This window comes from Coriobacteriaceae bacterium (genome assembly GCA_025993015.1).
Classification (GTDB): domain Bacteria; phylum Actinomycetota; class Coriobacteriia; order Coriobacteriales; family Coriobacteriaceae; genus Collinsella.
Window position 1 is genome coordinate 2,090,545 of sequence record DAJPFV010000001.1, and the last position, 25,738, is coordinate 2,116,282.

The 25,738-nt window shown below is 63.1% G+C and carries 24 protein-coding genes; all 24 read left to right on the forward strand.

Annotation, left to right across the window (positions count from 1 at the left end; translation table 11 throughout):
• Window positions 1-70 precede the first annotated feature (70 nt).
• The 24 genes from OIL77_09085 to OIL77_09200 all read left to right on the forward strand — a co-directional run bounded on the left by OIL77_09085 (window position 71) and on the right by OIL77_09200 (window position 25,723).
• Window positions 71-304, forward strand: a complete 234-nt coding sequence (locus OIL77_09085) for a hypothetical protein (GenBank protein HJI45552.1) — start codon at window positions 71-73, stop codon at window positions 302-304.
• Entirely contained in the window at window positions 294-2,765 is a 2,472-nt protein-coding gene (locus tag OIL77_09090; GenBank protein HJI45553.1) for a hypothetical protein, read from the forward strand. Before OIL77_09085 ends, OIL77_09090 begins: the two co-directional genes overlap by 11 nt.
• Window positions 2,762-3,460, forward strand: coding sequence for a phage tail family protein (locus OIL77_09095; protein ID HJI45554.1), 699 nt, complete (start codon window positions 2,762-2,764; stop codon window positions 3,458-3,460). The genes OIL77_09090 and OIL77_09095 overlap by 4 nt, the downstream gene beginning before the upstream one ends.
• The gene (locus OIL77_09100) at window positions 3,461-5,317 is read left to right on the forward strand and encodes a phage tail protein (GenBank protein HJI45555.1); all 1,857 of its coding nucleotides are present in this window, start codon (window positions 3,461-3,463) and stop codon (window positions 5,315-5,317) included.
• Window positions 5,318-5,497: 180 nt separating this feature from the next.
• Window positions 5,498-6,733: a hypothetical protein gene (locus OIL77_09105; GenBank protein ID HJI45556.1), complete on the forward strand. Its 1,236-nt coding sequence runs from the start codon at window positions 5,498-5,500 to the stop codon at window positions 6,731-6,733.
• Window positions 6,734-6,736: 3 nt separating this feature from the next.
• Complete coding sequence (locus OIL77_09110; protein ID HJI45557.1) at window positions 6,737-7,153, forward strand: hypothetical protein; 417 nt, start codon at window positions 6,737-6,739, stop codon at window positions 7,151-7,153.
• Window positions 7,150-7,887: a BppU family phage baseplate upper protein gene (locus OIL77_09115; protein ID HJI45558.1), complete on the forward strand. Its 738-nt coding sequence runs from the start codon at window positions 7,150-7,152 to the stop codon at window positions 7,885-7,887. The genes OIL77_09110 and OIL77_09115 overlap by 4 nt, the downstream gene beginning before the upstream one ends.
• A 9-nt stretch (window positions 7,888-7,896) precedes the next feature.
• On the forward strand, window positions 7,897-8,805 hold the full coding sequence (locus OIL77_09120; protein HJI45559.1) for a DUF6273 domain-containing protein: 909 nt from the start codon (window positions 7,897-7,899) through the stop codon (window positions 8,803-8,805).
• A 104-nt stretch (window positions 8,806-8,909) separates the two neighbouring features.
• Window positions 8,910-9,380, forward strand: a complete 471-nt coding sequence (locus OIL77_09125) for a hypothetical protein (GenBank protein ID HJI45560.1) — start codon at window positions 8,910-8,912, stop codon at window positions 9,378-9,380.
• A 364-nt stretch (window positions 9,381-9,744) separates the two neighbouring features.
• The gene (locus tag OIL77_09130; protein HJI45561.1) at window positions 9,745-10,980 is read left to right on the forward strand and encodes an RNA-directed DNA polymerase; all 1,236 of its coding nucleotides are present in this window, start codon (window positions 9,745-9,747) and stop codon (window positions 10,978-10,980) included.
• A 118-nt stretch (window positions 10,981-11,098) separates the two neighbouring features.
• A complete protein-coding gene (locus OIL77_09135) occupies window positions 11,099-11,425 on the forward strand; it encodes a hypothetical protein (GenBank protein HJI45562.1) in 327 nt (108 codons plus the stop codon).
• Window positions 11,425-11,592 carry an XkdX family protein gene (locus OIL77_09140; protein HJI45563.1) on the forward strand — a complete coding sequence of 56 codons (168 nt, stop codon included), beginning with the start codon at window positions 11,425-11,427 and terminating at the stop codon, window positions 11,590-11,592. The genes OIL77_09135 and OIL77_09140 overlap by 1 nt, the downstream gene beginning before the upstream one ends.
• A gap of 20 nt (window positions 11,593-11,612) precedes the next feature.
• Window positions 11,613-11,942, forward strand: coding sequence for a hypothetical protein (locus OIL77_09145; protein HJI45564.1), 330 nt, complete (start codon window positions 11,613-11,615; stop codon window positions 11,940-11,942).
• A gap of 94 nt (window positions 11,943-12,036) precedes the next feature.
• Window positions 12,037-12,342 (forward strand): hypothetical protein, encoded by a 306-nt coding sequence (locus OIL77_09150; GenBank protein HJI45565.1) that lies wholly within the window; start codon window positions 12,037-12,039, stop codon window positions 12,340-12,342.
• Window positions 12,342-13,406, forward strand: a complete 1,065-nt coding sequence (locus OIL77_09155; GenBank protein HJI45566.1) for an N-acetylmuramoyl-L-alanine amidase — start codon at window positions 12,342-12,344, stop codon at window positions 13,404-13,406. The genes OIL77_09150 and OIL77_09155 overlap by 1 nt, the downstream gene beginning before the upstream one ends.
• Before the next feature lie 305 nt (window positions 13,407-13,711).
• Window positions 13,712-16,435, forward strand: coding sequence for an HAD-IC family P-type ATPase (locus OIL77_09160; protein HJI45567.1), 2,724 nt, complete (start codon window positions 13,712-13,714; stop codon window positions 16,433-16,435).
• Between the two features lie 103 nt (window positions 16,436-16,538).
• Window positions 16,539-17,687, forward strand: coding sequence for a zinc ribbon domain-containing protein (locus tag OIL77_09165; protein HJI45568.1), 1,149 nt, complete (start codon window positions 16,539-16,541; stop codon window positions 17,685-17,687).
• A 101-nt stretch (window positions 17,688-17,788) separates the two neighbouring features.
• The gene (locus OIL77_09170; GenBank protein ID HJI45569.1) at window positions 17,789-18,331 is read left to right on the forward strand and encodes a peptidylprolyl isomerase; all 543 of its coding nucleotides are present in this window, start codon (window positions 17,789-17,791) and stop codon (window positions 18,329-18,331) included.
• An 11-nt stretch (window positions 18,332-18,342) separates the two neighbouring features.
• Window positions 18,343-19,650 (forward strand): tetratricopeptide repeat protein, encoded by a 1,308-nt coding sequence (locus OIL77_09175; GenBank protein HJI45570.1) that lies wholly within the window; start codon window positions 18,343-18,345, stop codon window positions 19,648-19,650.
• Between the two features lie 124 nt (window positions 19,651-19,774).
• Window positions 19,775-20,806, forward strand: a complete 1,032-nt coding sequence (locus OIL77_09180; GenBank protein HJI45571.1) for a rod shape-determining protein — start codon at window positions 19,775-19,777, stop codon at window positions 20,804-20,806.
• A gap of 78 nt (window positions 20,807-20,884) precedes the next feature.
• Window positions 20,885-21,826: a rod shape-determining protein MreC gene (gene mreC / locus OIL77_09185; GenBank protein HJI45572.1), complete on the forward strand. Its 942-nt coding sequence runs from the start codon at window positions 20,885-20,887 to the stop codon at window positions 21,824-21,826.
• 11 nt (window positions 21,827-21,837) lie between these two features.
• The gene (locus OIL77_09190; GenBank protein HJI45573.1) at window positions 21,838-22,404 is read left to right on the forward strand and encodes a hypothetical protein; all 567 of its coding nucleotides are present in this window, start codon (window positions 21,838-21,840) and stop codon (window positions 22,402-22,404) included.
• Window positions 22,405-22,417: 13 nt separating this feature from the next.
• Complete coding sequence (mrdA, locus tag OIL77_09195) at window positions 22,418-24,487, forward strand: penicillin-binding protein 2 (protein ID HJI45574.1); 2,070 nt, start codon at window positions 22,418-22,420, stop codon at window positions 24,485-24,487.
• Between the two features lie 9 nt (window positions 24,488-24,496).
• Window positions 24,497-25,723: a rod shape-determining protein RodA gene (locus tag OIL77_09200; GenBank protein HJI45575.1), complete on the forward strand. Its 1,227-nt coding sequence runs from the start codon at window positions 24,497-24,499 to the stop codon at window positions 25,721-25,723.
• The last annotated feature ends 15 nt before the right edge of the window (window positions 25,724-25,738 follow it).

A 25,738-nucleotide genomic window follows, 5' to 3' on the forward strand; every position in this document is an offset into this window, starting at 1 on the left:
ACCGGACGACCTCCGGCGCGCCGCCCTCCTGTGGGAGCAGCTGCCGAAGGAGTCGAGGTGCGCGCGCCGCATGTACCCGGAGCTCAAGTGGAGCGAGGAGACGTACATGCTCTGGCGTATCGAGCACCAGCTCAGGAGCCTCGCGTGGGGGCTGAGCGACAAGAAGCACCGGCCGCCGCAGGAGCCGCAGCCGCTCAAGACGCCCGGTCAGCTCGCGGAGCTCAAGAGGCACCAGCGCAACGCCCTCGCGAACAGGGCGGAAATCGACGAGATTCTAGGATTAGGAGGACGGGATGGCGACTAGCGTAGGCTCGGCATGCATCACGCTCATGCCGTCCATGAAGGGCTTCGCCGGCAGCATCTGCTCGGAGTTCGGCGACACGGGCTCCAAGGCCGGAAAGTCATTTGGCGACACGATGACCTCCGGCGTGGACGGCGGGGTCAAGCGCTCCAGCGGGCTGCTGAGCGGGCTCGGCACCGTCGCAAGGGGCGTGGGCACCGTCGCCGCGGCTGGCATGGGCGCGCTCACCACGGCGGTGACCGCAATCGGCGGCGCCGCGGTATCCGCATACGCCGACTACGAGCAGCTGGTCGGCGGCGTCGATACGCTCTTCGGTTCCGCGTCCGGCAAACTGCAGGGATACGCCGCGGATGCGTACAAGACGTGCGGCATGAGCGCAAACCAATACATGACCCAGGCGACCAGCTTCGCCGCATCGCTCGTGAGCTCGTGCGGCGGCGACGTGGCGAAGGCCGCCGAGTCCGCCAACACGGCGATGGGCGACATGGCGGACAACGTCAACAAGATGGGCTCGGACATGGCCGACGTCCAGAACGCCTACCAAGGTTTTGCCAAGCAAAACTACACGATGCTGGACAACCTGAAGCTGGGTTACGGCGGCACGAAGTCCGAGATGGAGCGACTCATCGCGGACGCCAACAAGCTGCGCGCGACGCAGGGCAAGACCGCCGACCTCACCATCGACAGCTACGCCGACGTGGTCGAGGCGATCCACACCGTGCAGTCCGAGATGGGCATCACCGGCACGACCTCCAAGGAAGCCGCGACGACCATCTCCGGCTCCATCGGCATGGCCAAGGCATCGTGGGAGAACTTCCTCACCGGTCTGGGCCGAGACGACGTGGACTTCTCGCAGCTCACCGGGCAGCTGCTCACGTCCGTCGGCGCGGTCGCCAAGAACATCGCGCCGCGCGTCGCGCAGATCGGGCAGGGCATCATCAAGGCGCTCCCCGCGGCGCTCTCCGGCATCGCGTCGGTGCTCACGCCCATCGTGTCCGAGGCGCTCGCCACGGCGTGGAACATCGCCGTCGGGGCGCTCGCCGGCATCGGTATCAAGCTGCCGAAGCTGGACTCCTCGCAGATCTGCTCGGCGCTTCAGGCCATCCTTGGCGTGGCCACGTCCGTCGGTAACGGCATCAAGGCGGCAATCGGGTTCATCGCGCCGCTCATCGCGCCAATCGGCACGGCGCTGCTCAACATCGCGCAGGCCGTGCTGCCGGTGCTCTCCACCGGCATACAGGTGGTGCTCGGCATCGTGCAGGCGCTGTCGCCGGTCATCGGCTTCCTGGTCGGTGTCATCGCGGACGTGATGACGACCGTCTCGCAGCTCGTCGCCATCGCCATGCCCGCCGTGCAGTCCGTGCTGTCCGCCGTGCTGGCGGCGATGCCGCTCATCCAGGGCGCCATCCAGGTGGCGATGGGCATCATCTCCGCCGTCTGGAATGCCGTCTGGCCCGTGATCTCCGCTGTCCTGACTGGCGTGATGGATGCAATCTCCACTGCCGTCCAGGTCGCGATGGCCGTGGTGCAGACGGTTATCTCCACGGTCACCGCCGCGATAAGCGGAGACTGGGATACGGTCTGGAATACCATCAAGTCGGTAGCCGAGCTCGTCTGGTCTCAGATAGAGTTCGCCGTGCGGGCGGCCATCGGGGTCGTCGAGTCCGTGATAACGTCCACGCTCGATGGAATCAGCTCGGTTTGGTCGAGCGTGTGGGACACCGTCCGCGATTTCGCCGAGGTGGTCTGGGGACGCATCAAGTTCGCCGTCAACTCGGCGATAAATCAGGTCAGCGGCGTGATCAGCTCCGTGCTCAACAGCATCAGCTCCACGTGGTCGAGCATGTGGGGGAGCATCAAGAGCGCCTGCTCGTCCATCTGGGAGGGCATCAAGAGCGCGGCGTCCAACGGAATCAACTCCGTCTACAGGACCGTCACGAGCATCAAGGGCAAGATCACCGGATTCTTCTCGGGCGCGCGCAACTGGCTCTTCAACTCCGGCAAGTCGATACTCAACGGCCTGAAGGACGGCATCATGTCCGCTATCGGCTCGGTGACCTCGGCGGTCTCCGGTGCAGTCTCCAGAATCCGCTCCTTCTTCCCGTTCTCGCCGGCAAAGGTCGGCCCCTTCTCCGGGCACGGCTACACGACCTTCTCGGGCAAGGCCCTCATGCAGGGCTGGGCGCAGGGCATCGGCTCCGGCACCGGCACCGTGGTCTCCGCCATCAGCGGCGCCATGGACACCGCGCAGGGGATGCTCTCGACGGGCCTGACCGTCGCGCCGTCCGCTGTCTACACTCCGGCGCGTCCCGAGGAGGATTCCGACGACGCCCTCGCCGGCATCCTGTCCGTCCTCGAGCAGATCAGGGACAAGGACGGAAACCTGTACATCGACTCGGAGCGCGTCTCCTCCGCCATCGCGATGCGCGGCAGGCACACGCTCGCCGCAAGGGGGTTCGCATGATATTCGGAGGAATCGACCTCACGCCGTACCTGCTGGTGACCAAGGTCACGAGACCGGTTGTCCCCAAGGTGCGGCTCGATGAGACCGAGGTCCCCGGCATGGACGGCACGCACGTCCGCGCCACGGGCCTCGAGCCCGTCGAGATAGCGGTCGACTGCAACATCGTCGGCGGCTCCCTCGACGAGGTCGCCGAGGCAAGGGCCGTGCTCGCCTCGGCGCTGTCCGGCGGCGAGAAGGCCCTCGTGCTCGACGACGCTCCCGAGCGCTACATGCTCGCGCGCTACAGGGGAGGGGCGGAGCAGGGGCGCAACGCGCACATGCCGAATCTCACGCTCGGGTTCTACTGTGCAGACCCCGCCGCCTACGGGCAGCGGCGCTCCGAGCAGGTGTCGGCATCCCAGCGCGCCGTCGCCGCCGGGGGCAACTACAGGGCCTACCCTACGGTCACGTGTAGGCCCCCGGCAGGCTCGAGCTGGACAATCACCAACGTCTCGACCGGGCGGTTCGTCCGCGTCGAGGCGTCGTTCACGGGCGCACAGACCGTCGTGCTGGACATGCGCGCCGAGCGCTGCACCGTCAACGGCGCGGACTGGCCCGTGACCGTCGCGAGCGACTTCTTCTCGCTCGACGGCGTGCAGCAGATCAAGACGAGCGGCGGCACCGCGACGCTCGAATGGGAGGAGAGGTGGCTCTAGGTGCGAATTGACGTATACACGTGGCAGGACGCCTACGTATCGACAATCGGCCCCGAGGAGCTGCTCTCCCTCACCCATACCGACGAGCTCAACGGCGAGGACAGCGTGGACATCGTCACGACCTTCGCGCTCAAGCAGGGCTACCGCCTCGTGTGGGCCGACCGCCTCGGCAAGGTCCACGAGCACGTCTGCCAAGACCCCAAGGGCCTCCACGCCGGAGGCGATACGGTCTACACGGACACGGCGATCAACTCAATCTGCGAGACGTACGGCGACTATATCGAGGACAAGCGCCCCTACGGCTACGGCTTCTTGCAGGCGCTGAATGTCTGCCTTGGGCCGACCCGCTGGACCGCCGGAACGGTCGACCAGACCGGCACCGTCGACCAGACCGGCACCGTCGACAAGAGCCTGACCTTCTACCACACCTCGGCGCGCGAGGCTCTCCAGTCAATCTTGAAATGCGGCGGTGAGCTTGAGACTGAAATCACCGTATCCGGCGGCAGGGTGACCTCTCGCAGGGTGGGCATCCGCTCGCATCGAGGCGCGAAGGGCGGTCACCGCCGGTTCACCTACACCAAGGACCTGGCATCCGTCTCCCGCACCGAGCATTACGGGGCGATAACGGCCTGCTACGGCTACGGCAAGGGAATCGAGACGGATACCGGTGGATACGGCCGCAAGCTGACCTTCGGCGACATCAACAACGGCAAGAACTACGTGGAGGACGCGACCGCGCTCAAGCTCTACGGTCGACCCGACGGCAGGGGCGGGCGCGCGCACGTGTTCGGGCAATATGAAAATCCAAATTGCGAGGACGCGGCGACGCTGCTCGCCGAGACCCGCGCGTACCTCGACTCCCGCAAAGAGCCGGGAGTGACTTACGAGGCCGACGCCGTCGACCTCGTGCAGTTCGGACGCGAGTGGGAGGGCGTCGCCGTGGGCGACGACGTCCAGATCGTCGATACGGCATTCAGCCCGGCGCTGCGCTGCGAGGGCCGCGTGACCAAGCTCGTCACCGATGAGCTCGGCGGCACCGTCCGCGTGACGCTCGGCAACGTGACCGAGACAATTGCGGACATGTTGCTGGCGCAGCAGCAGAAAGTGTCCAGCCTGTCCAAGCGCTCGTCCAGCTGGGACGTGGCGGCATCGACGCCGCCGTCGTACCTCCAGCAGGTCGTGGACGCGATGAACACACAGTTCAACATGTCCGGCAGCAGCTACACCTTCACCAGCTTCGAGCAGGGGACAATCTACGCATCCGTACCCATGGACGCAAACGGCCGCTCGACCACGGGCAAGGGCAGCGCCATGCAGCTGTGCTCGCAGGGCTTCCGCATCGCCTCCGGCTGCAAGGCCGACGGCTCGTGGGACTGGCGCACCTTCGGCACCGGCGCGGGCTTCACCGCCGACCTCATCACGGTCGGCACGCTCATGGGCGACCTGATCAAGGCCGGAACCATCCAAGACAGGAGCGGCAAGAACTACTGGAACCTCGACGAGAGCGAGGTCCATCTAGGCCCCGGCGCGAAGCTCGGCGACAAGGACATCGCCGTCGCCGATGCCGTGATAGCGTCGGTGGACGTCGAGTACGCCCAGGGAACGTCGCGCGTCACCGAGCCGCAGGGCGGATGGCAGACCACGGCGCCGCAATGGGTGTCGGGCAAGTACATCTGGACGCGCACCAAGACCACCATGCAGTCCGGCGACATCGAGTACAGCGAGCCCGTGTGCATCAGCGGCATCGACGGCGCCAAGGGCGACAAGGGCTCGACCGGTACCGGCGTGCGCGGCATCGTCGAGCAGTACTACCTCTCCACGAGCTCCACGGCGCAGTCCGGCGGCAGCTGGTCGTAGGCCCAGCCCGCGTGGGCGAAGGGCAAGTACATCTGGACGAGGAGCAAGATCACGTGGACGGACGGCTCGGTCACGTACACCGCGCCGTGCCTCGCCAAGGCCATCAACGGATCAAACCAGATGGCCGGCAGCGCCATCGCGGCGCGCGTGAAGCTTTACGCGAGGAACCAGTCGGACAGCGTGCCGCCAATTAATGCGCAGAACCCAGAGCTGGGATGGTCCGAGGACCTCCCGCAATGGTCGAACGGATACTTCGTCTGGTCGATGGAGCGCGTCACCTACGGCGACGGCAGCGTCACCCACACGGCGCCGGTGCTGGAAGCCGCGTACAACAAGGCCTATCAGAGCGCGCACGACCTGACGGGCTCGCTCAACGGCCTCGACACGACGGTGCAGGACCTCGCCAAAGACGGTGTGGTGACCGAGGCGGAGAGGGCGGCGGTCAAGAAGGCCAAGCAGGACGTGGACAAAGAGCGCGAGGAGCTCACGAGCCAGTACAACGCGCTGAAGTCGAACAAGGCCCTCAGCGCCCAGTTCCTCTCGTCCGTCCTCGGCCCCCGCTACACCAAGGCCTTCGGCACGACCGACGAGGGCGGCACGTACGGCTCCTATGCCGACAAGGTCGACAAGGTGCTCATATGCAAGACCGCCGAGGAGCTCAAGGCTGCCATGCACGAGTACGACGCCGCATTCGGAGCCTACTCGAGCGCGGTCAAGGACTACGCCGATGCCGCGACCGGGGCGCGCCACGCCATCGAGCAGAAGAACGCGTCGGACTACGCCGACGGCATCCTGAGCGCCTACGACGAGCAGATGGACCAGAAGGCCATCTTCGACCGCCTGACCAACAACGGTGCCGACCAGGGGCTCTACATGAGCAACAACAGGGTCTACGTCAACGCGACATACATCGCAACCGGGACTCTCGCGGACGCAAAGGGGCGCAACTCGTGGAACCTCAAGGAAGGCGTGCTGACGACCAACTACATGACGGCGAAGAACATCACGGCGACCGGAAGCTTCACCGGTGGAAACCGCAGCAGCGGGTACGCCATGGAACTCGACTCGAGCGGGAAGCTGGCTGGGTTCAAGGACGGCACGCAGTACGGATACATCGAATGCTCCTCAACGTCACATGACATCGACAATCCGTCGATTATCTACCACGGACTGCAGCTGCAGGGACAGGGCGTCGTGCGAGTCTCGACCCCGAGGCTCAGTGTGAGCGGCAGCGCCGACACGAGCGTCACGACGTGGTCGGGCCTGACGACCAAGGTCGGAGCGGCATACCATCCGCTTTACACGGAGAACGGCAAGAAATATTTCAACGACCAGTCCCAGACATCGTCGGTGCTCGAGTTCAAGAACGGCCTGCTGATCGGCGTGTCGACCATGCCGTCCGGGTGGAGCGGATAAGAGATGAAAGGACAAGAAGGAATGGAAGCAAGCAAGAAAATCGTCGTGGGCTACGCCGTCCACGACATCATCGGAAACAACGAACAGTGCCTGACGGAGTACGACCCGGACGTGCTCCGGCGCGCCGAGGACGCCGGACTCATATTTGTCGCCCAGTACGACGACGGCTCGCGCGAGGTCGTCAAGGCCGCGGACGTCCGCAAGCCAGACCCCACGGTCAACGGCATCCCGCTGGCGACCGCCGGGTACGTCGACAAGCGCACGGCTGCCACCGTGGCGTGCTTCGATGCGCTCTCGGCCATCGTCGACCCGCAGCCAGCCACGGCCGACGAGACGGGGGAGGGGACTGAGGCCGTCGACCCGGTCGAGGCCTTCAGGTCCGCGCTCGCCGCCCTCAAGGCGCTGGAGGCCACGGAATGATCAACCACGCCATATCACTCGACATGCGCAAGCGCCCGGGCACCGTCCCGCAGCGCGTCACCGTGCGTCGGGGCGAGACCCAGACCCAGCGGGTGACCGCGACACTCACCACGGACGGCGCCGCCTACACGCCGACCTACCAGTCAGCGCGCCTGTGCGTGCTCCATTCCGACGGCACGTGGGCTCGCTGTGCCGCCACCGTCGGCACGGTATCGGTGAGCGCCACGCTGGCGCCGGAGGCCGTCAACGGCACCGGCAGGTGCAGGCTGGCATACTTCGAGTTCTACAGCGCCAACGGGGCCTCCGAGACGACCGAGGACTTCGCGCTCGTCATCCTGGGAAATGTGGACGGGACAACAGGGCCTGCCGTCAGCTACGACCAGGAGCTCGACGAGCTCTATAGGAAGTGGAGCACTGAGCTATCTCGGCTCGGTCAATCCGCGTTCGATGCGGCATCCGCCGCTAGCGGTGCGGCGTCGAGGGCCGATGCGGCGGCAAGCGCGGCATTGCAGATCGCGAACGCGGCGGCGCAGGGCGCCGCCGGCGAGTCCGACATCGCCGAGCTGCGCCGCCAGAACGGCAAGCTCGCGACGATGCTCGCCGACGCGACAGACAAGTTCATCTACATGGACGGCACGGTCTACTGCCCTGCCGGCAAGGCGTCGGTATCCGGGGACACGGTGACGTTCGGCAGCACGTGCTCGGTATCGGGCAGCACGGTAACCCTTTCCTAAGGAGGATAAATGGCAAATGCAAAGACGCTGGTCGTAGGCGGCCAGCCGCTCAACGTCATCGACGATACCGCGCGCAGCAACGCGCAGACGGCGCTCAACAACGCCGAGTACAACCGCCAGGGCCAAATCGGCAAGTACGGCGGGCAGAACATCGCCACCATCCTGGCGGGAGAGATCGGCAGCGGCAGCGTGTACGACGCGCTGCATAAGCGCATCGCCGCCGCGAACTTCGCAGGCCTGCGCGTGGGCGACTACCTGGACGTGCCCCTCGTGAGCGCATCCGCCGTCGCCGCCCAGCAGTCCGTGCGCTTCCTGCTGGCGCACATCGACCCGTACCTTTACTGCGGCGACAACAGCAAAGGCCACCACATCGCCTTCGTGGCCTCCGCGCCCATCGCCGTGGCCAAGACCGTGACCGGCGTTGCCAACGACAGCTTCCTGATGTGGAACACGACCAACACGAACCAGGGCACCGCCGACCAGAAATGCCCCTACCCCAACAGCAACCTCAAGGCGTGGGAGACGGCCTTCGAGGCGTGCCTGCCCGAGGGGCTGACCAAGTACCTGCTGACCCAGCGCGTCCTGCTTGAGGAGCGTTACAGCGCCAGCGGCGCGCTCAACGACTCCAACTCGTGGAGCTGGCAGGATATCGGCAAGGTGTTCTCGCTGTCCGAGATGGAGGTGTACGGCTGCCCCGTGTGGGGGACGAAGGGCTACAGCGTGGGCTTCGACTGCCAGTGGGACCTGTTCCGCGACACCGCGCACCGAATCAACGGAAGTCGGTACAATTGGTGGTTGCGTTCCGTCATGGGTGGCTCCTCGTCCAACGTGTGCTGCGTCAACAACAACGGCAATGCCAGCTACGATTCGGCGACGAACGTCTGGGTTCGCCCCCGCCCCGGCTTCCTCGTCGGCTAGCCAGCCGAGTGCTCTATACTCTGCTTTTAGGCGACCGCCTTGCGCGGTCGCCTCCTGCCCGCGAAGCGGGCCGTTTTTTCCGCCAGTTTCCCCAGGAGGTGCACGTGAGCGGCGTCTACCAGCGCAACCGCGAGGTGTCCGAGTACAAGTTCTTCACACAGGCCATCGCCATCCGCGTGGAGGTCAACAAGCTGATGGCGTCCTCCTCAGTAGTGCCCAAGGCCTACAGGCTGCTGAACGCGGTGCCGACCGTGGAGACGGCGCGCAGCATCGTGTACAACGTCAACCGCGCCGACTGCTTCTACCCCAACACCTCGTTCAACGCGCTGGAGAGGAAACGCTACCTGACGCTGGCCATAGCTGACTGCGAGCAGCTGATGCTGGACATGCAGTGCCTCATGGATATCGGCCTGCCCGTGAACGCCAACCGCTTCGAGGAGCTGGCGGGAATGGTCGAGGAGGAGATCAAGCTGCTGAAGGGCGCACGCAAGAACGTGCGCGTGACGGGCAAGAAGTCCACCGAGGAGCGCATAGCCGAGGCCGAGGCCGAGCTAGAGCGCCTGCGTTCGCTATAATGGGCAGCGGTCGCGCCTTGTTTATCGGTACAATTGGTGGTTGCGTTCCGTCATGGGTGGCTCCTCGTCCAACGTGTGCTGCGTCAACAACAACGGCAATGCCAACTACAATTCGGCGACGAACGTCTGGGTTCGCCCCCGCCCCGGATTCCCTTACTGCCAGACCGAGTAGGCCCCAGGGTCGAAAGCAGAGCGCGGAGAGGAAGGAAGGCGCGACCATCGGGCATGCGCCCGTAAATACGCACCCCGCGAGGGTGGCCGGACGCTGCTTGCATGGCGCGGCGCTCCGTGGCTTCGCCGCGTTTCATGGCCATACCTCAAGCGGCTGTCAGAGCCACATTGCAAGCCGTGCGGGGTGCTCTCTATGAACTCAGAGCAAAGAAGGGCCGCACGCCGCAAGCGCCGCGAGGAGAAGCGGGCCAAGGCAAAGGCCGAGCGCGTCAAGGCGTGCACGCTTGAGACCGTGGCCGACCTTAACAGCCTGTGCAAGGCTTCAAAGCAGGCCGCGCGGGGCGTCATGTGGAAGTCGTCCACGCAGAGGTACATGAGAAGCTACCTGCGCAACGCCGTCCTGTCCCGCCGCGACCTTTTGGAGGGCCGCGACATATGCCGGGGCTTCATACGGTTCGACCTATGGGAGCGCGGCAAGCTGAGGCATATCAGCGCCGTGCACTTCCCCGAGCGCGTGGTGCAGAAGTCGCTGTCGCAGAACGCGCTCGTGCCCGCGATCGTGCCCACCCTCATAGCCGCGAACTCCGCGAACATAAAGGGGCGCGGCACCGACTACGCCCTGAAGCTGCTCAAGCGCCACCTGGCCGACCACTGGAGGCGGCACGGCCGCGAGGGCTACATCCTCCTGGGCGACTTCTCCGACTACTTCGCGCGCATAGCGCACCAACCCGTCAAAGACCAGGTGGCCTCCGCGCTGCTAGATCCGCGCGTGGTCGCCTTGGAGCACCGCCTGATAGACGCGCAGGGCGATGTGGGCCTGGGGCTGGGCAGCGAGCCGAACCAGATATGCGCGGTGGCACACCCCAACCGCATCGACCACTACGTGACCGAGATGCTGCGCCCCGAGGCGTACGGGCGGTACATGGACGACTTCTACCTCATACACGAGAGCAAGGAGTACCTGCAGGTGTGCCTGCTGCTGATAGGGCGCAAGTGCGCCGAGCTGGGCATAGAGCTGAACCCGCGCAAGACCCGCATGGTGAAGCTGTCGCGCGGCTTCACGTGGCTGAAGAAGCGCATCTTCTACACGGAGACGGGCTGCATAGTCGTGAAGCCGTGCCGAGACTCCATAACGCGGGAGCGCCGCAAGCTCAAGAAGATGGCCCGCATGGTCGCCGATGGCGTCATGACCCCCGAGCAGGTGGAGCAGAGCTACCAGAGCTGGCGCGGCGGCATGAAACGGCTGGACGCGCACCGCAGCGTGCGGGCCATGGACGCGCTGTACCGCAGCCTGTTCGGAGATCTCGCGCAGGGGGGGGGTGCTCAATGCAGGCCAACCAGAGGGACGATTCAAGCGGAAGCAAGCCCTCGCAATAGCGGAGAACCGGCAACTCAAAGCAGCGGCCTAAGCGAAGCGGCTGCGAAATAACAGAAGCATCGAAGGCGTGCTGCGGCGCGCCTTCTTCCTTTGCGCCCATCAAAGCAGCTCGGCAATCTCACGGCGCTAATACGATGGCGGCACATTCCCCGACAAGAGAGGAGTCCGCATGGACACTGAGGAAGACACGTCGCGCCCCAACGAGCTTCAAGATGGCACCATGGCCGAGGTCAACGCTCTGCGCGATCTGCTGTCGCAGATCGGCGACCCCGACGCGGCGCACGACGCGGGCGTTATCGACGATGACGAGTACGCTGAACGGAAGGCACGAAAGCTCGCCTACACCGCGGCGCTCGCCGCCTACGACAGCGGCGAGACGCTCGACGTGTCGGCGCCGCTCGACCAGATGCGCGAGCGGGCGTCGCAGCCGACGCAGACCGAGCAGAACACGGCAAACATCGACTACCTGCTCATGACGGTCGGAGGTGACCAGTAATGCCGACGAAGAAGACCGAGGGGCACTCCAAGCACTTCGCGCTCGTCAAGAAGTACTACGACCGACCTCTTTGGAGCAAGGCGCGAGTACACAAGGCCGTCGAGTGCAAGTGGATCACCGCCGACGAGTACAAGGAGATCACCGGCGAGGAGTACACGGCCGAATAGGCGGAAGGAGGGCGCTCAGGATGGAAGTGCTCAAACTTTTTGCGCCTTACGGACCGGCTTGGCTTGGAGGCGTGCTCCTGACGCTCGTTGCGTTCTACTTCGGGAGACAGTTTCTCGAGGAGTACAAACGCCAAAACCAGCGGAAAGGCGAGCTCGACCTGAAGCGCGAGGAGCGCAAGCAGGCCGAAGTCGACGAGAGGGCGCAGCGCGACCGCGAGCGGTCCCAGATGGAGGGGCGCATCGCCGCCCAGATGGAGCGCAGCAACACCCTGATCGAAGGAATGAAAACGCTCATGGAGTCGGTCGTCGCGTCAAATGACGTCCTCCACGCGGATTTGGTCCACAGCTAGGCGAGAAGCCAGGGAATGGCGGAGAAGGTCGACCACATCTGCGACCGCGTCGACCTGATCTACAGCAAGGAATCCGACAGATAGGAGCAATCGAATGACAGAGATCCAGGCGGGCCTCACGGTATGCACGGTGCTGGTCGTGCCGTACATCGTGCAGGCCATCAAGACGAAGGCGATGACGGGCAATGTCGCCCGCTGGACGGCCATCGCCGTCTCGGCAGGATGCGGCGCCCTCACGGCCATGTCGGGCGGCGTACCGACCGAACCCTCGGCATGGGTTACGTCCATCTTCGCCGCGGTAGGCGGCGTGCAGGTGGCCTATGCGGCCTTCAAATCGGTCGGCATCACGGACAAATGGCTGGACGCCCTGCTGGCGCTCGGCGACATCAAGGAGGACTAATGGCAGACTTCGCAAACGTCCAACCGGACGAGTACAAGCTTCTGGGGCGCAACTTCTCCGCAGGCCGCCCGTTCGGCATCAAGGGCGTGACCATCCACCACATGGCCGGCGACCTCAACGCCGGCCAGTGCAACGGCATCTGGGGCGCCAACGGCTGCTCGGCGCACTACTCGGTCGACCGCAACGGCTACATCGTGCAGCACGTCAACGACACCGACCGCGCCTACGCCTGCGGCGACGGAATCGGCACCGGACGCGGCAACGACACGACCATCTCCATCGAGCACGCGAACAGCGGCAGCAACCCGTGGACGGTCCACGAGAAGGCCATCGAGAGCGGCGCGCACCTCGTGGCGGCCCTGTGCCTGTACTACGGCCTTGGTCGCCCCGAGTGGTGCAAGAACGTGTTCCCGCACCGCTACTGGAGCGCCACGGCTTGCCCCGGCGAGCTTGCGGGCTCCCAGCGCGACCATTACATGCAGCGCGCCCAGGCGTGGTACGACGCGATGAAGGGCGGCAAGGCGCCAGCCCCCTCCGCCGCCGCTAAGCCTGCCGCGGCAAAGCCCGCTCAGGCGGCATCTGGCGGCTTCACAAAGGCATCTGGCAAGCGCATCCCCGTCCACTACTCCCTCCACCTCAAGGGCGGCGGCTGGCTGGACGAGGTGACCGACTTCGGCGCCGGGGACAACGGCTTCGCGGGATACCCGTGCCGACAGCACGACCTCCTTTGCGCCCGAGTTGATCGCGGTACGCTCAAGTATCAGGTTCACACAATCGAGGACGGCTGGCTCGATTACGTTTCCAAGGGCGACCGCAACGATACCGTCAACGGCTGCGCCGGAATCGCCGGCCACACCATCGACGGCGTGCGCATGTACTACGTGACCCCGGGCGGCGAGGAGTACAAGCAGGCGTGGTATCGCTCACAGACCACCGTGCGCCCCGGATGGCTCGATACCGTGTGCGACGACGGCTCCACGTACGGCGGCGACGACTACGCCGGTTTCTACGGCGAGCCGCTCGACCGGCTCCAGGTCTGTGTCACCGACGGCAACCCGTACTAGCATGATCGCGTTGGCATTCGTGCTCGGCGCGCTCTTCGGCGGCACCGTGGCGACAATCGGGCTCTGCATCGTGAGCATCAACCGGCGCTAGCCGCGGCCCGCTCGGGTTTATACCGGGCGGGCTTTTTTCTCGAGAAAAGATGACGCTACGCCGCCCGTGGTATCCTGAGCAGCACGACGGTCCCAACGGCGCAGATCTCGGTTCTAGAATCTAGGCAGACGGGGCACCATCGAACGTAAGACCGTCCGAACCTCGCATGGTCCGGGCGGTTTTCTTATACCGACGCGACGTGATGGGACGTGGTATGGCAGCAACGGATATCGAGCGCGGACTCTCAACCGCCGAGGTCGAGGAGCGTATCGCCGCCGGTAAAATCAACCGCAACATGGAACTCAAGACCAAGTCGGTCAAAGAGCTCATCATCGAGAACCTCTGCACGCTGTTCAATTTGATCAACGTGATCTTGGCTTTCCTGGTCATTTTGACCGGTTCGTTTAAGAATCTGACGTTCCTGTTCGTGGTGTTCTTGAACACCGCTATTGGCGTCATTCAGTCCATGCGTTCCAAGAAGATGGTCGATAAGCTCACGCTGCTGACCTCCAAGAAGGCCATCGCGGTGCGCGATGGCGCCGAGGTGGAGCTCGACCTGGACCAGATCGTGCTCGACGACATCATCCGCCTGGGGCGCGGCGACCAGATTCCCGCTGACGCCGTGGTGGTTTCGGGCGAGGCGCTCGTGAACGAGAGCCTGCTGACGGGCGAGAGCGACCTTATTAAGAAACAGCCCGGTTCCGAGCTCATGAGCGGCAGCTTTATCGACTCGGGCCTGCTGCGCGCCCGCGTGATCCATGTCGGCGCCGACAACTACGTGGCCAAAATTAATAACGAGGCCAAGTACGTCAAAAAGGTCAATTCCGAGATCATGAACGCGCTTAACGCCATCGTGCGCTTTGCGAGCATCATCATGATTCCGCTTGGCCTGGCTCTGTTCGCCTCGAGTGTAAGTGGGCTGTGGGATGCCGCGGGAACCCCGGGCGATAGCGCGCTTTCGTGGTGCTTCTCCGAGCTGTTGGCTGGTCATGTGCCTTCGTCGGCGCTGCTGTCCACGGTGGGCGCCCTGCTGGGCATGATCCCGCAGGGCCTGGTGCTGCTGACCTCGTCGGTGCTCGCCATCGCCACGGTGCGCCTGGCCCGCCGCAAGGTGCTGGCGCAGCAGCTCTACTGCATCGAGACGCTCGCGCGCGTCGACGTGCTGTGCCTGGACAAGACGGGCACCATCACGTCGGGTCGTATGGAGGTCGAGGGCACCTACCCGCTGCCTGTTGAGGGTGTTGGCTTTGGCGTGGACTCGGAGGAGGCGGCTGTTCCCGTCGATACCACAGTGCTCGATTTTGCGCTGGTTAACGTCGCGCGTGCGACTTCGGCCGATGCCAACGAGACCTGCCAGGCGCTGCTCAACTATTACGCCGATCGCCCGGTCGAGGTGTCTGAGCCGCTGTCGGTCATTCCGTTCTCGTCGTCTAAAAAATGGAGTGGCGCTTCTTTTGCGCAGGGCTCCTATGTGATGGGTGCCGCGCAGTTTGTGCTCTCTGATCGTGTGTTTTCGCAGGTCGAGAACCGTGTCGCCGAGCTTGCCGATACCTGCCGCGTGCTCGTGGTGGCGCGCGTGGACGGCTTTACGCCCGATGGGGATATGGTGGGCGAGGCCGAGCCCGTGGGCTTTGTGACCATCCGCGACGAGATTCGTACCTCGGCGGCCGAGACCATCGGCTACTTTAACGAGCAGGGCGTGACCCTCAACGTGATCAGTGGCGACGACCCGCGTACGGTGTCGTCGATCGCGCGCGTGGTGGGCGTGCCGGGGGCGGACGCTTATGTGGACGCCACGACGCTCGATACACCGGCCAAGCTTGATGCCGCAGTGGACCGCTACCATGTCTTTGGTCGTGTGACCCCGCAGCAGAAGCGCGAGCTCGTGCAGGCGCTCAAGCGCCGCGAGCACACCGTGGCCATGACGGGCGACGGCGTCAACGACGTGCTGGCGCTCAAGGAGGCCGACTGCTCCGTGGCCATGGCGGCCGGCTCCGATGCCGCGCGTAACGTGGCCGAGATCGTACTCGTCGACAACGACTTTGCCTCGATGCCCGCCGTGGTGGCCGAGGGCCGTCGCTCCATCAACAACCTGCAGCGTTCGGCCTCACTGTTCCTGACCAAGACGCTGTTCTCGATGGGCCTGGCGGCGCTGTGTATCGCGCTGCCGCCGTACCCCTTCGAGCCCATCCAGATGACGCTCATTAACTTCTTCTGCATCGGCGCGCCGGGCTTTGTGTTGGGCCTGGAGCCCAACAATGCTCGTGTGAAGGGTGCGTTTTTGAGCAACGTACTCAAGCGTGCACTGCCGGCGTCGATTGCGGTCATTTTGGCTGCGGCGCTCGATATCTTTGTGGCGCGCGTGTTTGGCTTTAGCCAGCTCGCGCTGTCTACGATGTGCCTGCTTACGTCGTGCGCGGCGAGCGTCAGCCTAATCTGGCGCATCTCGCAGCCTCTCACGCCCTTACGTGTGGTGCTCTTTGTGTTTGTAGTCGCCGGCATCCTGGTGGGCGTTATCGGATTCCCGGAGCTGCTGTCTATTGCCAACCTGTCGATGGGCCAGATGGTTATCTTGGCTGTTATCGTGGTCTTTACCTGCTCGGTGTTCTTTAAGCTCGCCACGATGATGGATTCGCTCAAGCCGCGTCGTCGTCATGCCGCAACTGGTTTTGGCCGCGGTGTGCGCGTCCGCCTGGGTCGCGGTGGCGGCAAGGTGAGCTCGACGGGCTCGACGGCCGAACGTTTTGCCAAGCGCGTCGCCGCCGACATGGCGCAGCGCCGCGAAGATCGCACCGCTCGCGAGGCCGAGGCCCGCGCACTCGAGGGCGTGGCCCAGGCCCAGCCCAAGAAAAAGAAGAGTACCGGAGCTAAGCGCTCTCGTGTGACCAAGTCCGCCCAAGGCATCAAAGTCTCGATGCCAAGCAAAAAGAAGAAGTAGCTACGCGCCCTGGCGATGTTGAATTGGTGCCTTGTTCCTGTGGGGCCGTGGCGATGTTATGCTCTAACCTCGATTGTTTGAATTGCTTCGAAAAGAGGATGCCGTGATCTGCCCGCATTGCCTTAAGACTATCGAGGACGGCGCCTCGTTCTGCCCCTACTGCAACGCCTATGTGGGTCCGGGCGATGGTCCCGAGCACACCGAGTTCGTGTTCTGTGAGGGCTGCGGTGCCCGTCTTTCTCCGCATGATCGCACGTGCCCAAAATGCGGACGCCCTGCTCCGGGTATCCTCTCCGAGGACGCGGCCGCATCCGACCTGGCAGCGGGCCGCACGGCGGGCTTTCCGCGCCTAACGCAAGAGCAGATCGATACCGAGGTGCCTCATGCGCCCGCCTCGGCTGCCGCGGTTCTTTCGGACGCCGCCGATCCTAACGAGACCTGCGTGCTGCCGGCTTTCGATAAGGATTTCGGTATCCCCAAGGTCGATATTCCCACGCCCGTTTCCCTGCATGACGATGCTCAAAAACCCAAGCGCAAGGTGCATCCCGACGAGGACGCCTATCACAAGCACAAGCGTCATATCCCCAAGCCGCTCATCGTCATCGCGGTCCTTGCCGTCGTTTGCGGCGGTGCCTATTGGTTCGTGACGGCCGATCCCATGGGTGTCATGCCTGCCTTCTACGACCAGTTTGGCCAGGCTGCGCAGACGACCTTCCCCACGCGCCAAAAGGGCGAGGCGACTGAGGACGATACCAAGCAGGACGATTCTGCCGAGGTGGTCCAGGAAGAAACCGTGCTCACCGATGATCAGCTCTATACCAGACTCGACGGTCTGTATCAGACCATCGTGTCCTACGGTGATGAGGACCAGATCGGCGAGGTCATCGATTCCTTTAACAACGGCTATCTCCGAACGCCGCTGTCCACCCGCCAGGAGCTGTCGCAGAGTGCCTACGCCCTGCGCGACCAGATCAAAAAGACGCAAGATGAGCTTAACAACCTTAAGTATCAGGACGATACGGTCTATGCGGACGACATCGCCCACTTAAAGCAGCTTGCCGAGTGGATGTACGAGCGTGTCGACGTGATCTGCCAGAGCTGGGATATCTCGCTGGCCATTCCCGATGGCGAGTCGATGAGTTCCCACCAAAGCGAGATCCTGGCGCCCATCGCACAGGGCGGCAACAGCGCGCTGAACCAGTACGACGCCAATGTGGGCTCCTGGAAGCCGCAGCAGCGTTCCCAAAATTAGTTCGCCATAGTCGGCATAACCTACGTGCGCAATTGATGTAAGCGCATGCTTATTGCTACAATTCGTACAAATATGCTTTAAACGCACGAGGAAGGAACCACATGTTTGGTTTTAAGAAAGAGCTCTACACGCCCGAGTATCAGCTTGCCGGCGACGAGTGCGCCGTTATCGAGACGTCGAAGGGTACCATCAAGGTCAAGTTTGACGGCGAGGGCGCTCCCATTCATGTCGCGAACTTCTGCGAGCTTTCCACGATGGGCTTCTATGATGGCCTTAAGTTCCATCGCTATGTGCCCGGTTTTGTCATCCAGGGCGGCGACCCCAATACCCGCGATATGTCCGGCGCCGACGTCGCCGCTGGTCTTGAGGGCCCCGACGGCATGCCCGGTACCGGTGGCCCCGGCTACTGCATCAAGGGCGAGTTTGCCACCAATCCGCGCAACAGCCATGTCGATGGTGCCCTTGCCATGGCACGCTCCATGGACCCCGATTCCGCGGGTTCGCAGTTCTACTTCTGCCTGGGCGCCCAGCATAACCTCGATTCCGGTTACACCGTCTTTGGTACCACGGTCGAGGGTCTCGATGTGATTTCGCAGCTGCGTGCCGGCGACGAGATCGTCCATGTCGAGATCGTTCACGAGTAAAGGGGACTTCCTTGAATAGCCAGCTGATCCAACAGGGCCGCGCCGCTTACCGCGCGGGTGATTTTTCCGCTGCAGCCCAGATGCTTGGGGCGGCAAAGACTCCCGATGAGATTATGGGCGAGGCCGATCACCTTCGTGGCAACGCCTTGATGCACCTGGGCATGTATGCCGAGGCCGCCGAGGCTTATGCTGCCGCCCTCAACGACGGCACCTACGGCAAGCGCGGCGCGCTGCTCACCAACCGCGGCAAGGCGCTCGCCGCCGTGGGCGACTACACGACGGCCGCCCAGGCGTTCTCTGGTGCTACGCAGGATGCTTCCTATGCCACGCCGTTCAAGGCCTATCTGGGCCTGGGCAATGCGCTGTTCCAGTCGGGCGATTATGCCAACGCGGGTACTGCCTTCCGTCAGGCTGCCATCGACGGCGCCAATCCGGCTCCTGCCGCCGCACTGGGCGAGCTTGGTCGTTGCTTCATTAAGCTCGGCCGTCCGGCGGATGCCGTGGAGACCTACCGCACGGCTATCGACTTTGCCGGCCCCCGCGACGACACGCGTGCGCTCAACGCCGGCATGGGTCAGGCGCTTTCTGCCGCCGGCCGCCCCTCCGACGCACTCGACGCCTTTAACGCCGCTACTGCCGATGGCATCTACCAGCTCACCTCCGAGCAGGCCGATGAGCTTGCCCGCGTGCACGATTCGCTTGCCGCGCTGTCTGCCCAGACGGCTATGGCCGCGGCTCCGGCGCCCGCGATGGACGCTCCTGCCGTCGATCCGCTCGATCCTACGGGCGCGACCGGTCAGTTTATGCCCGATCCCTCGGACACCGGCTTCTTTACGCTGTCCGAGTCCGAGATGGTCCAGCAGGACCGTCAGGATCGTAAGCAGGCCAAGGTCCGTCGTCGCCATCGCCACACGGGTCTCAAAGTCTTCATCGTGCTGCTTCTGCTCATTTTGATCGCCGCGGGCGGTCTGGGCTTTGCCTACACGCGCGGCTTTGGCTTCCCGTCCCAGGAGTCTGTCGTTACTGATCTGTTCCAGGCTGCCGGCGACGGTGACACCGCAAAGGCCGAGTCTTGCCTGGCCTCGAGCCTGCCCGAGGACGCCAAGTCGATGATCATCTCCTCGATTCCGCAGGGTGCCACCGTGTCCGTCGAGGGCATGGATCAGTCCATGACCGAGACGACCGCTAAGGTGAAGGCATCGCTGTCCAAGGGCGGCGAGCAGGAGTACACCGTCAAATTCGTGCGCTCCGACAACCATATCGGCTGGGCCGTTTCCTCGCTCGATATGGATTTCTCGGCTGCTGACAACCAGCAGTGACCTTATGGGATTTAGCTTTGCCCGGTGCTTCACCGCAAGTGAGGTGCCGGGCTTGCGCTAGTATGATGAGCTAGTAGTTTTCCAGCAATCATCCAACACATCAGGAGTTGCGTTGTTTTCTTTGATGGATATGTTCTTCGGTAGCTATGCGGGCGATCTTGCCATCGACCTCGGCACCGCAAATACGCTTGTCTCCGTGCGCGGCAAGGGCATCGTTATTCGCGAGCCCTCTGTTGTCGCCATCGACAAGAACGACGAGCGCATCCTGGCGGTCGGTATCGAGGCAAAGCGCATGCTCGGCCGTACGCCCGGCAACATCGTGGCCGTTCGTCCCCTGAAGGACGGCGTCATCGCCGACTTCGATGTTACCGAGGCCATGCTCCGCTACTTTATCGACAAGGCTTCCGAGAAGCGCTATCCGTGGACCCCGCGTCCGCGCGTTGTCGTCTGCGTTCCCTCCGGTGTCACGTCGGTCGAGAAGCGCGCTGTCTTTGAGGCCACGATCCAGGCCGGCGCTCGCCAGGCCTACCTGATCGAGGAGCCCATGGCCGCCGCTATCGGCGCCGACCTGCCCGTCGAGGAACCCACCGGCTCCATGGTCATCGACATCGGTGGCGGTACCACCGAGGTTGCCGTTATCGCTATGGGCGGCATCGTCGTCTCGCAGTCCATCCGTATTGCCGGCGACGAGTTCGATCAGGCCATCCTCACGCACGTTCGTGATGCCTACAACCTGGCCATCGGCGAGCGTACGGCAGAGGACATCAAGATCAAGGTCGGTTCCGCTGTGCCGCTCAAGGACGAGCTCGACGTCGAGGTCAACGGCCGTGATGTGATCACCGGTCTGCCCAAAACCGTGCGCATCGAAAGCGAGGAGATTCGTCGCGCACTCAACAAGCCGCTCGACGAGATGGCCAAGGCCGTCAAGGACGCACTCGACGCTACGCCTCCCGATCTTGCCTCGGACCTTATGTACTACGGCATTTTGCTGACCGGTGGCGGTGCGCTGCTGCGCGGTCTCGACGTTCGCCTGCGCGATGAGACCGGCGTTTCGGTCAACGTCAGCCCCACGGCGCTCGATAACGTTGTTAACGGCTGTGCCCGCGTGCTCGAGGCCAATGCGTTTGATGGCGGCTTCGTCCAGACCAATGCTTAATTTCCAAAAGGTGGATTCCATTTGGCACGATCTTCGGGTTTCTCCACAAATCTGAATACCAAGCGACAATCAACGGGTATGCGCCCGTTGATTGTTTTCAGCCTGATTTCGGTGTTGCTGCTCACGTTTTACATCCGCGAGGGCGAGGCAGGGCCGATTCATGCCGTGCGTTCGGGCGTAACGACGATTACCTCTCCGGTGCGCTTTGTGGGCTCGGCTGTGGCGGCTCCCTTCAATGCGATCGGCAACGTGTTCTCTAACCTTACGGCGTCGCAGGACACGCTTGACGAGCTCAAGAAGCAAAACGAGGAGTTGACCTCTAAGGTTGCCGAGCTCTCCGAGGCTCAAAAGACCGCTGAGCGTCTGGAGGGGCTGGTCGGCCTGCAGTCGACCTACAACCTTAAATCGACCGCAGCTCGTATCGTCGGCGCTTCGGGCGATGCCTGGACCTCGACCGTCACGATCGATAAGGGTTCTGCCGACGGGCTTACCATCAACATGCCTGTGACGAGTTCTGCCGGTGTTATCGGCCAGATCATCGAAGTTTCGGCCAAGACATCGACCGTGCGCCTGATTGGCGACGAGAACTCGGGCGTGTCCGCCATGGTGCAGGATACGCGCGCCCAGGGCATGCTGCAGGGTCAGGCTGACGGCACGCTGCGTCTTGAGTACGTGAGCGTCGATTCCGACGTTAAGGTTGGCGACATCATCGTGACCTCGGGCATTGGCGGTGTGTTCCCCAAGGGTCTTCCGCTCGGCACCGTCTCGTCGGTTGAGAAATCGGCAAACGACGTGTACTACACCATTGTGGTACGCGCCCAGACGACGGCCGAGAACAACGAGGAAGTGCTGGTCATCACCTCGCTGACCGACGAACAGTCGGCGTCGGATGAGGACGTGAACACGGCCAACAGCACGCCGCAGGGAACGTCGCGCGATGCTGCGACCAAGACGAAGGACGAGAGCTCGGATGACGGTTCCGACACGTCCGAGACGACCGATTCCGGCTCGAGCGAATAGGGGGCATGTCCATGGATCTACACGAGCAGGGGATGAGCTCCCGCACGTTTGTAATCGCTGCCATCGTGTGCGTGCTGCTGCAGGCAGGCCTGGCACCGCAGATCTCCATTGCGGGCGGTCGCGTCAACTTTATGATTATCCTGGTGTGCCTAAGCGTGTTCTCGGGCGACCCGACCCGTGCCGTCGTGTGCGGTTTTTGCAGCGGCTTGTTCTATGACCTTTCCGCTGCCGTGCCGGTGGGCGTTATGTCGCTCCTGCTGACCGTGGGTTCTTTTGCCCTGGTGCATAGCGCTGCCGGTCAGACGGGCGGTACCCCGAGTGCGCGCGGCATCACTGTGGGCGCCTTCGCGTTCGTCATTAATGTGATCTACAGCATCATCTTGCTGTTTATGGGTTTGGAGACGAGCTTTGTCGTGGCGATCTTCGGCCATGCGCTGCCGTCTTCGATCCTGACGGGTCTGGTTGCCATTCCGTTTTTGATGTCCGGCGTCGTGCCGCAGTCCGGTTATGGATTCTCCGCACGTGGCGGACGCCAGACGGGCATGCGCTTTAAGCCCAAGACCCGTAAGCTCAAATAGGGGAGGCCTGTAGATGTCTTCCCAGATGACGGTTATTATCGCCGGTATCGTGCTGGTAGTGGCCATCGTGGTCGCGCTGGTCATCATGCGTCGCGGCGATTCCCGTTTTACCTACGATACGCAGCATGGAACGGCCCCGCGCGCCACCGAGGGCGAGGGCAATACCGCGGCGACCGCCTTTAAGGGCCGCTTCTCCATCCTCACCACGGGTGTGGGCGCGATGTTCGCGGCGCTTGCCGTCAAGCTGTGGGGCATGCAGATGGTCTCGTCGGACTATTACGAAAAGCAGGCTAATAGCAATCAGACGCGCACCGTTACCACACCCGCTGTGCGCGGCCGCATCCTCGACCGCAACGGCGTGGCACTTGTCCAGAACCGTCCCTCACTTGCTGTCGTGGCCTACCGCGACCTTGCCGAGGATGAGGTTCTGGTTCGCCATCTTGCCAACGTGCTCGGTATGCCCTACGTGGCGGTTCTGCGCAATATCCAGGACAATTCCGAGGGCGCCCAGAGCCTGCATACCATCGCGACGGACGTCCGTCGCTCCACGGTTGCCTATATTCAGGAGCACGCCGGCGAGTTCCCGGGCGTCAAGATTGCCGAGCGTACCGAGCGCCAGTATCCATATGGCGAGACGGCATGCCATATCTTGGGCTATACCGGCACCATTACCTCCGAGCAGCTCGAGGCCCAGAATAAGAAAACCTCTGGCGATGATGATGCTTCTGCTGGCCGGATTACGTACCAGTCGGGCGATATCGTGGGCCAGGCGGGTGTTGAGAGCTACTACGAAAATCTGCTGCAGGGTATTCGTGGCGAGCAGACCGTCAAGGTCGATGCCTCGGGCAATGTGACCGGTCAGGCCGGCGCCGTGCCCGCCAAGGCCGGCTCCGACATTAAGCTCACGCTCGACCTTAAGATCCAACAGGCCTGTGAGTCGGCGCTGGCGAGCGCCATCGAGCTTGCCAAGACCACTGGCTACAGCAATGCCGGCAACGGCGCTGTGGTGTGTCTCGATCCCAACAATGGCGAGATCCTGGGCATGGCGAGCGAGCCCAAGTTCGATCCTTCCGTCTTTATCGGCGGCGTCTCAAATGACGTGTGGACCGAGCTCAATGATGACAAGGGTTCGCACCCGCTGCTCAACCGCGCCATTAGCGGACAGTACATGTCGGCCTCGACCATCAAGCCGCTCTCGGCACTGGCCGGTCTTGAGTTTGGAACCTACACTTCAACGCAGACAACCAACTGCACGGGCTATTGGACTGGCCTGGGCAAGGCTTGGGGCAAGCGCTGCTGGTTGACGTCTGGCCACGGCACCATGACGCTGCAGTCGGGTATCGCCAACTCGTGCGACCCCGTCTTCTACGACATGGGCAAGGCGTTCTTTTATGACGAGCAACATTCCGAGGGGCTGCAGGAGGTCTTTCGTCGCTGGGGCCTAGGCAAGACCTGCGGCATCGATCTGCCGAGTGAGGGCGCGGGCCGTATTCCCGATGCCGAGTGGAAAGAGTCGTACTTCACCGACGCCTCTGCCGAGGACCGCAAGTGGAATGCCGGCGATATGACCAACATTGCCATCGGCCAGGGCGACATCCTGGTGACGCCCCTGCAGATGGCGTGCGCCTATATGGGTCTTGCCAACGGCGGCAAACAGTACGTGCCTCACGTGTTTTTGTCTGCCGTGTCGCGCGATGGCGACGGCGATGCCTATAAGTACAACGGCAAGGGCAAGAAGAAGCGCCTGGAGGCCAAGATCAACAGCGATTCGGATTTGGCTCTTGTTCGCAACGGCATGCACGACGTGATTTACACGGCATCGACGTCCCTGGCGGCTCACTTTGGCACCCTGACGCCGCAGGTATACGGCAAGTCGGGCACGGGCGAGAAAAGCGGCGAGGACGAATACGCGTGGTTCTGCGCCTATGCACCGGCCGATGATCCCAAGTATGTCATCGCTACTGTCCTGGAGCAGGGCGGCGGTGGCTCAGATACCGCGATGCATGTCGTGCGCGATGTGCTCGGCGTGATTTATGACGAGCCCGATACCTCTTCGGCCTCGGGCGATTCTTCGGTTCGATAGGAGGTTGCGATGGATTTTTCTCCGGCGGATCTGTTCCGTTCAACCAAGACCGGCTCTCGCAGCAGCCTGGACCGCGTCAACAAGCAACTTTCGGCCTCGCGCGGCACGTTTCGCCAAAAGGTGCATATCGGTGTGCTCGTGGCCACTGTGGCGCTCGTCGCCTACGGTGCCATCATCATCTGGTCGGCTTCGCAGTTTAAGGCCGATGCCTCGTTCTCACGCCATCTGCTGGGAATCGGCATCGGAGCGGTGCTGGCGGTGTTGGTCTGGCGTACCGACCTGCGCGGTATTTCCAATTTCTCGACGGCGTTGCTCGTCATCGACCTGATCGTGATCCTCTCGCCCAAGATTCCGGGTCTGTCCTATACGGGCGGTCTGGGCATGACGGGCTGGATCAAGATTCCCGGTATCGGCTTGACATTCCAGCCGGTTGAGCTTGCCAAGCTCATCACCATCTTCTTTATTGCTACGCTTGGCTCGCAGTATAACGGTCGCATCGATACCGTTCGCGACTACGTCAAGCTCTGCGGCATGCTGTCCATTCCGTTTTTGGCCGTCGTTGCCATGGGCGACCTGGGATCGGGCCTGGTCGTGCTTGTTTCGGGCGCCATCGTCATCTGTATGAGCGGTGCACGCCGCGAATGGGTGCTGTCGACTCTTGCCCTGCTCGTGGGCCTGGTGGCCCTCGTCCTGGCGCTCGATTCGGTCTTTGATTCGTTGCTCGGCCACGATGTGCTCATCAAGCAGTATCAGATGAACCGTCTGACGGTCTTTATCGACCCCGATAATGCCGATTCGGACGATGCCTACAACCTTCAGCAGTCGCTTATCGCCGTTGGCTCGGGCGGCTTCTTTGGTAAGGGTTTGGGCCATGCGACGCAGTCGGCCGGCGGCTTTCTGCCTGAGTTCCACACCGACTTCGTCTTCGCCTTTCTGTCCGAGACCTTTGGCTTTTGTGGTTCCTTTTTGCTCCTGTGCCTCTACGTGCTGCTGATCTTTTCGACGATTCGCGTCGCCTTTAAGTGCGAGTCGCTGTTTTTGCGTCTTTCGTGTGTGGGCATCGTTGGCATGTGGGCGTTCCAGACTTTCGAAAACATCGGCATGTGCATCGGTATGATGCCGATTACCGGTATTCCGCTCCCGTTTATTAGCTTCGGTTCGTCTTCGATGATGATTCAGCTGCTGACGGTGGGTATCGTACAATCCATATGGCGGCATCGTTCGGGCGCCGCGTAACCGCTGGAGGGGTTT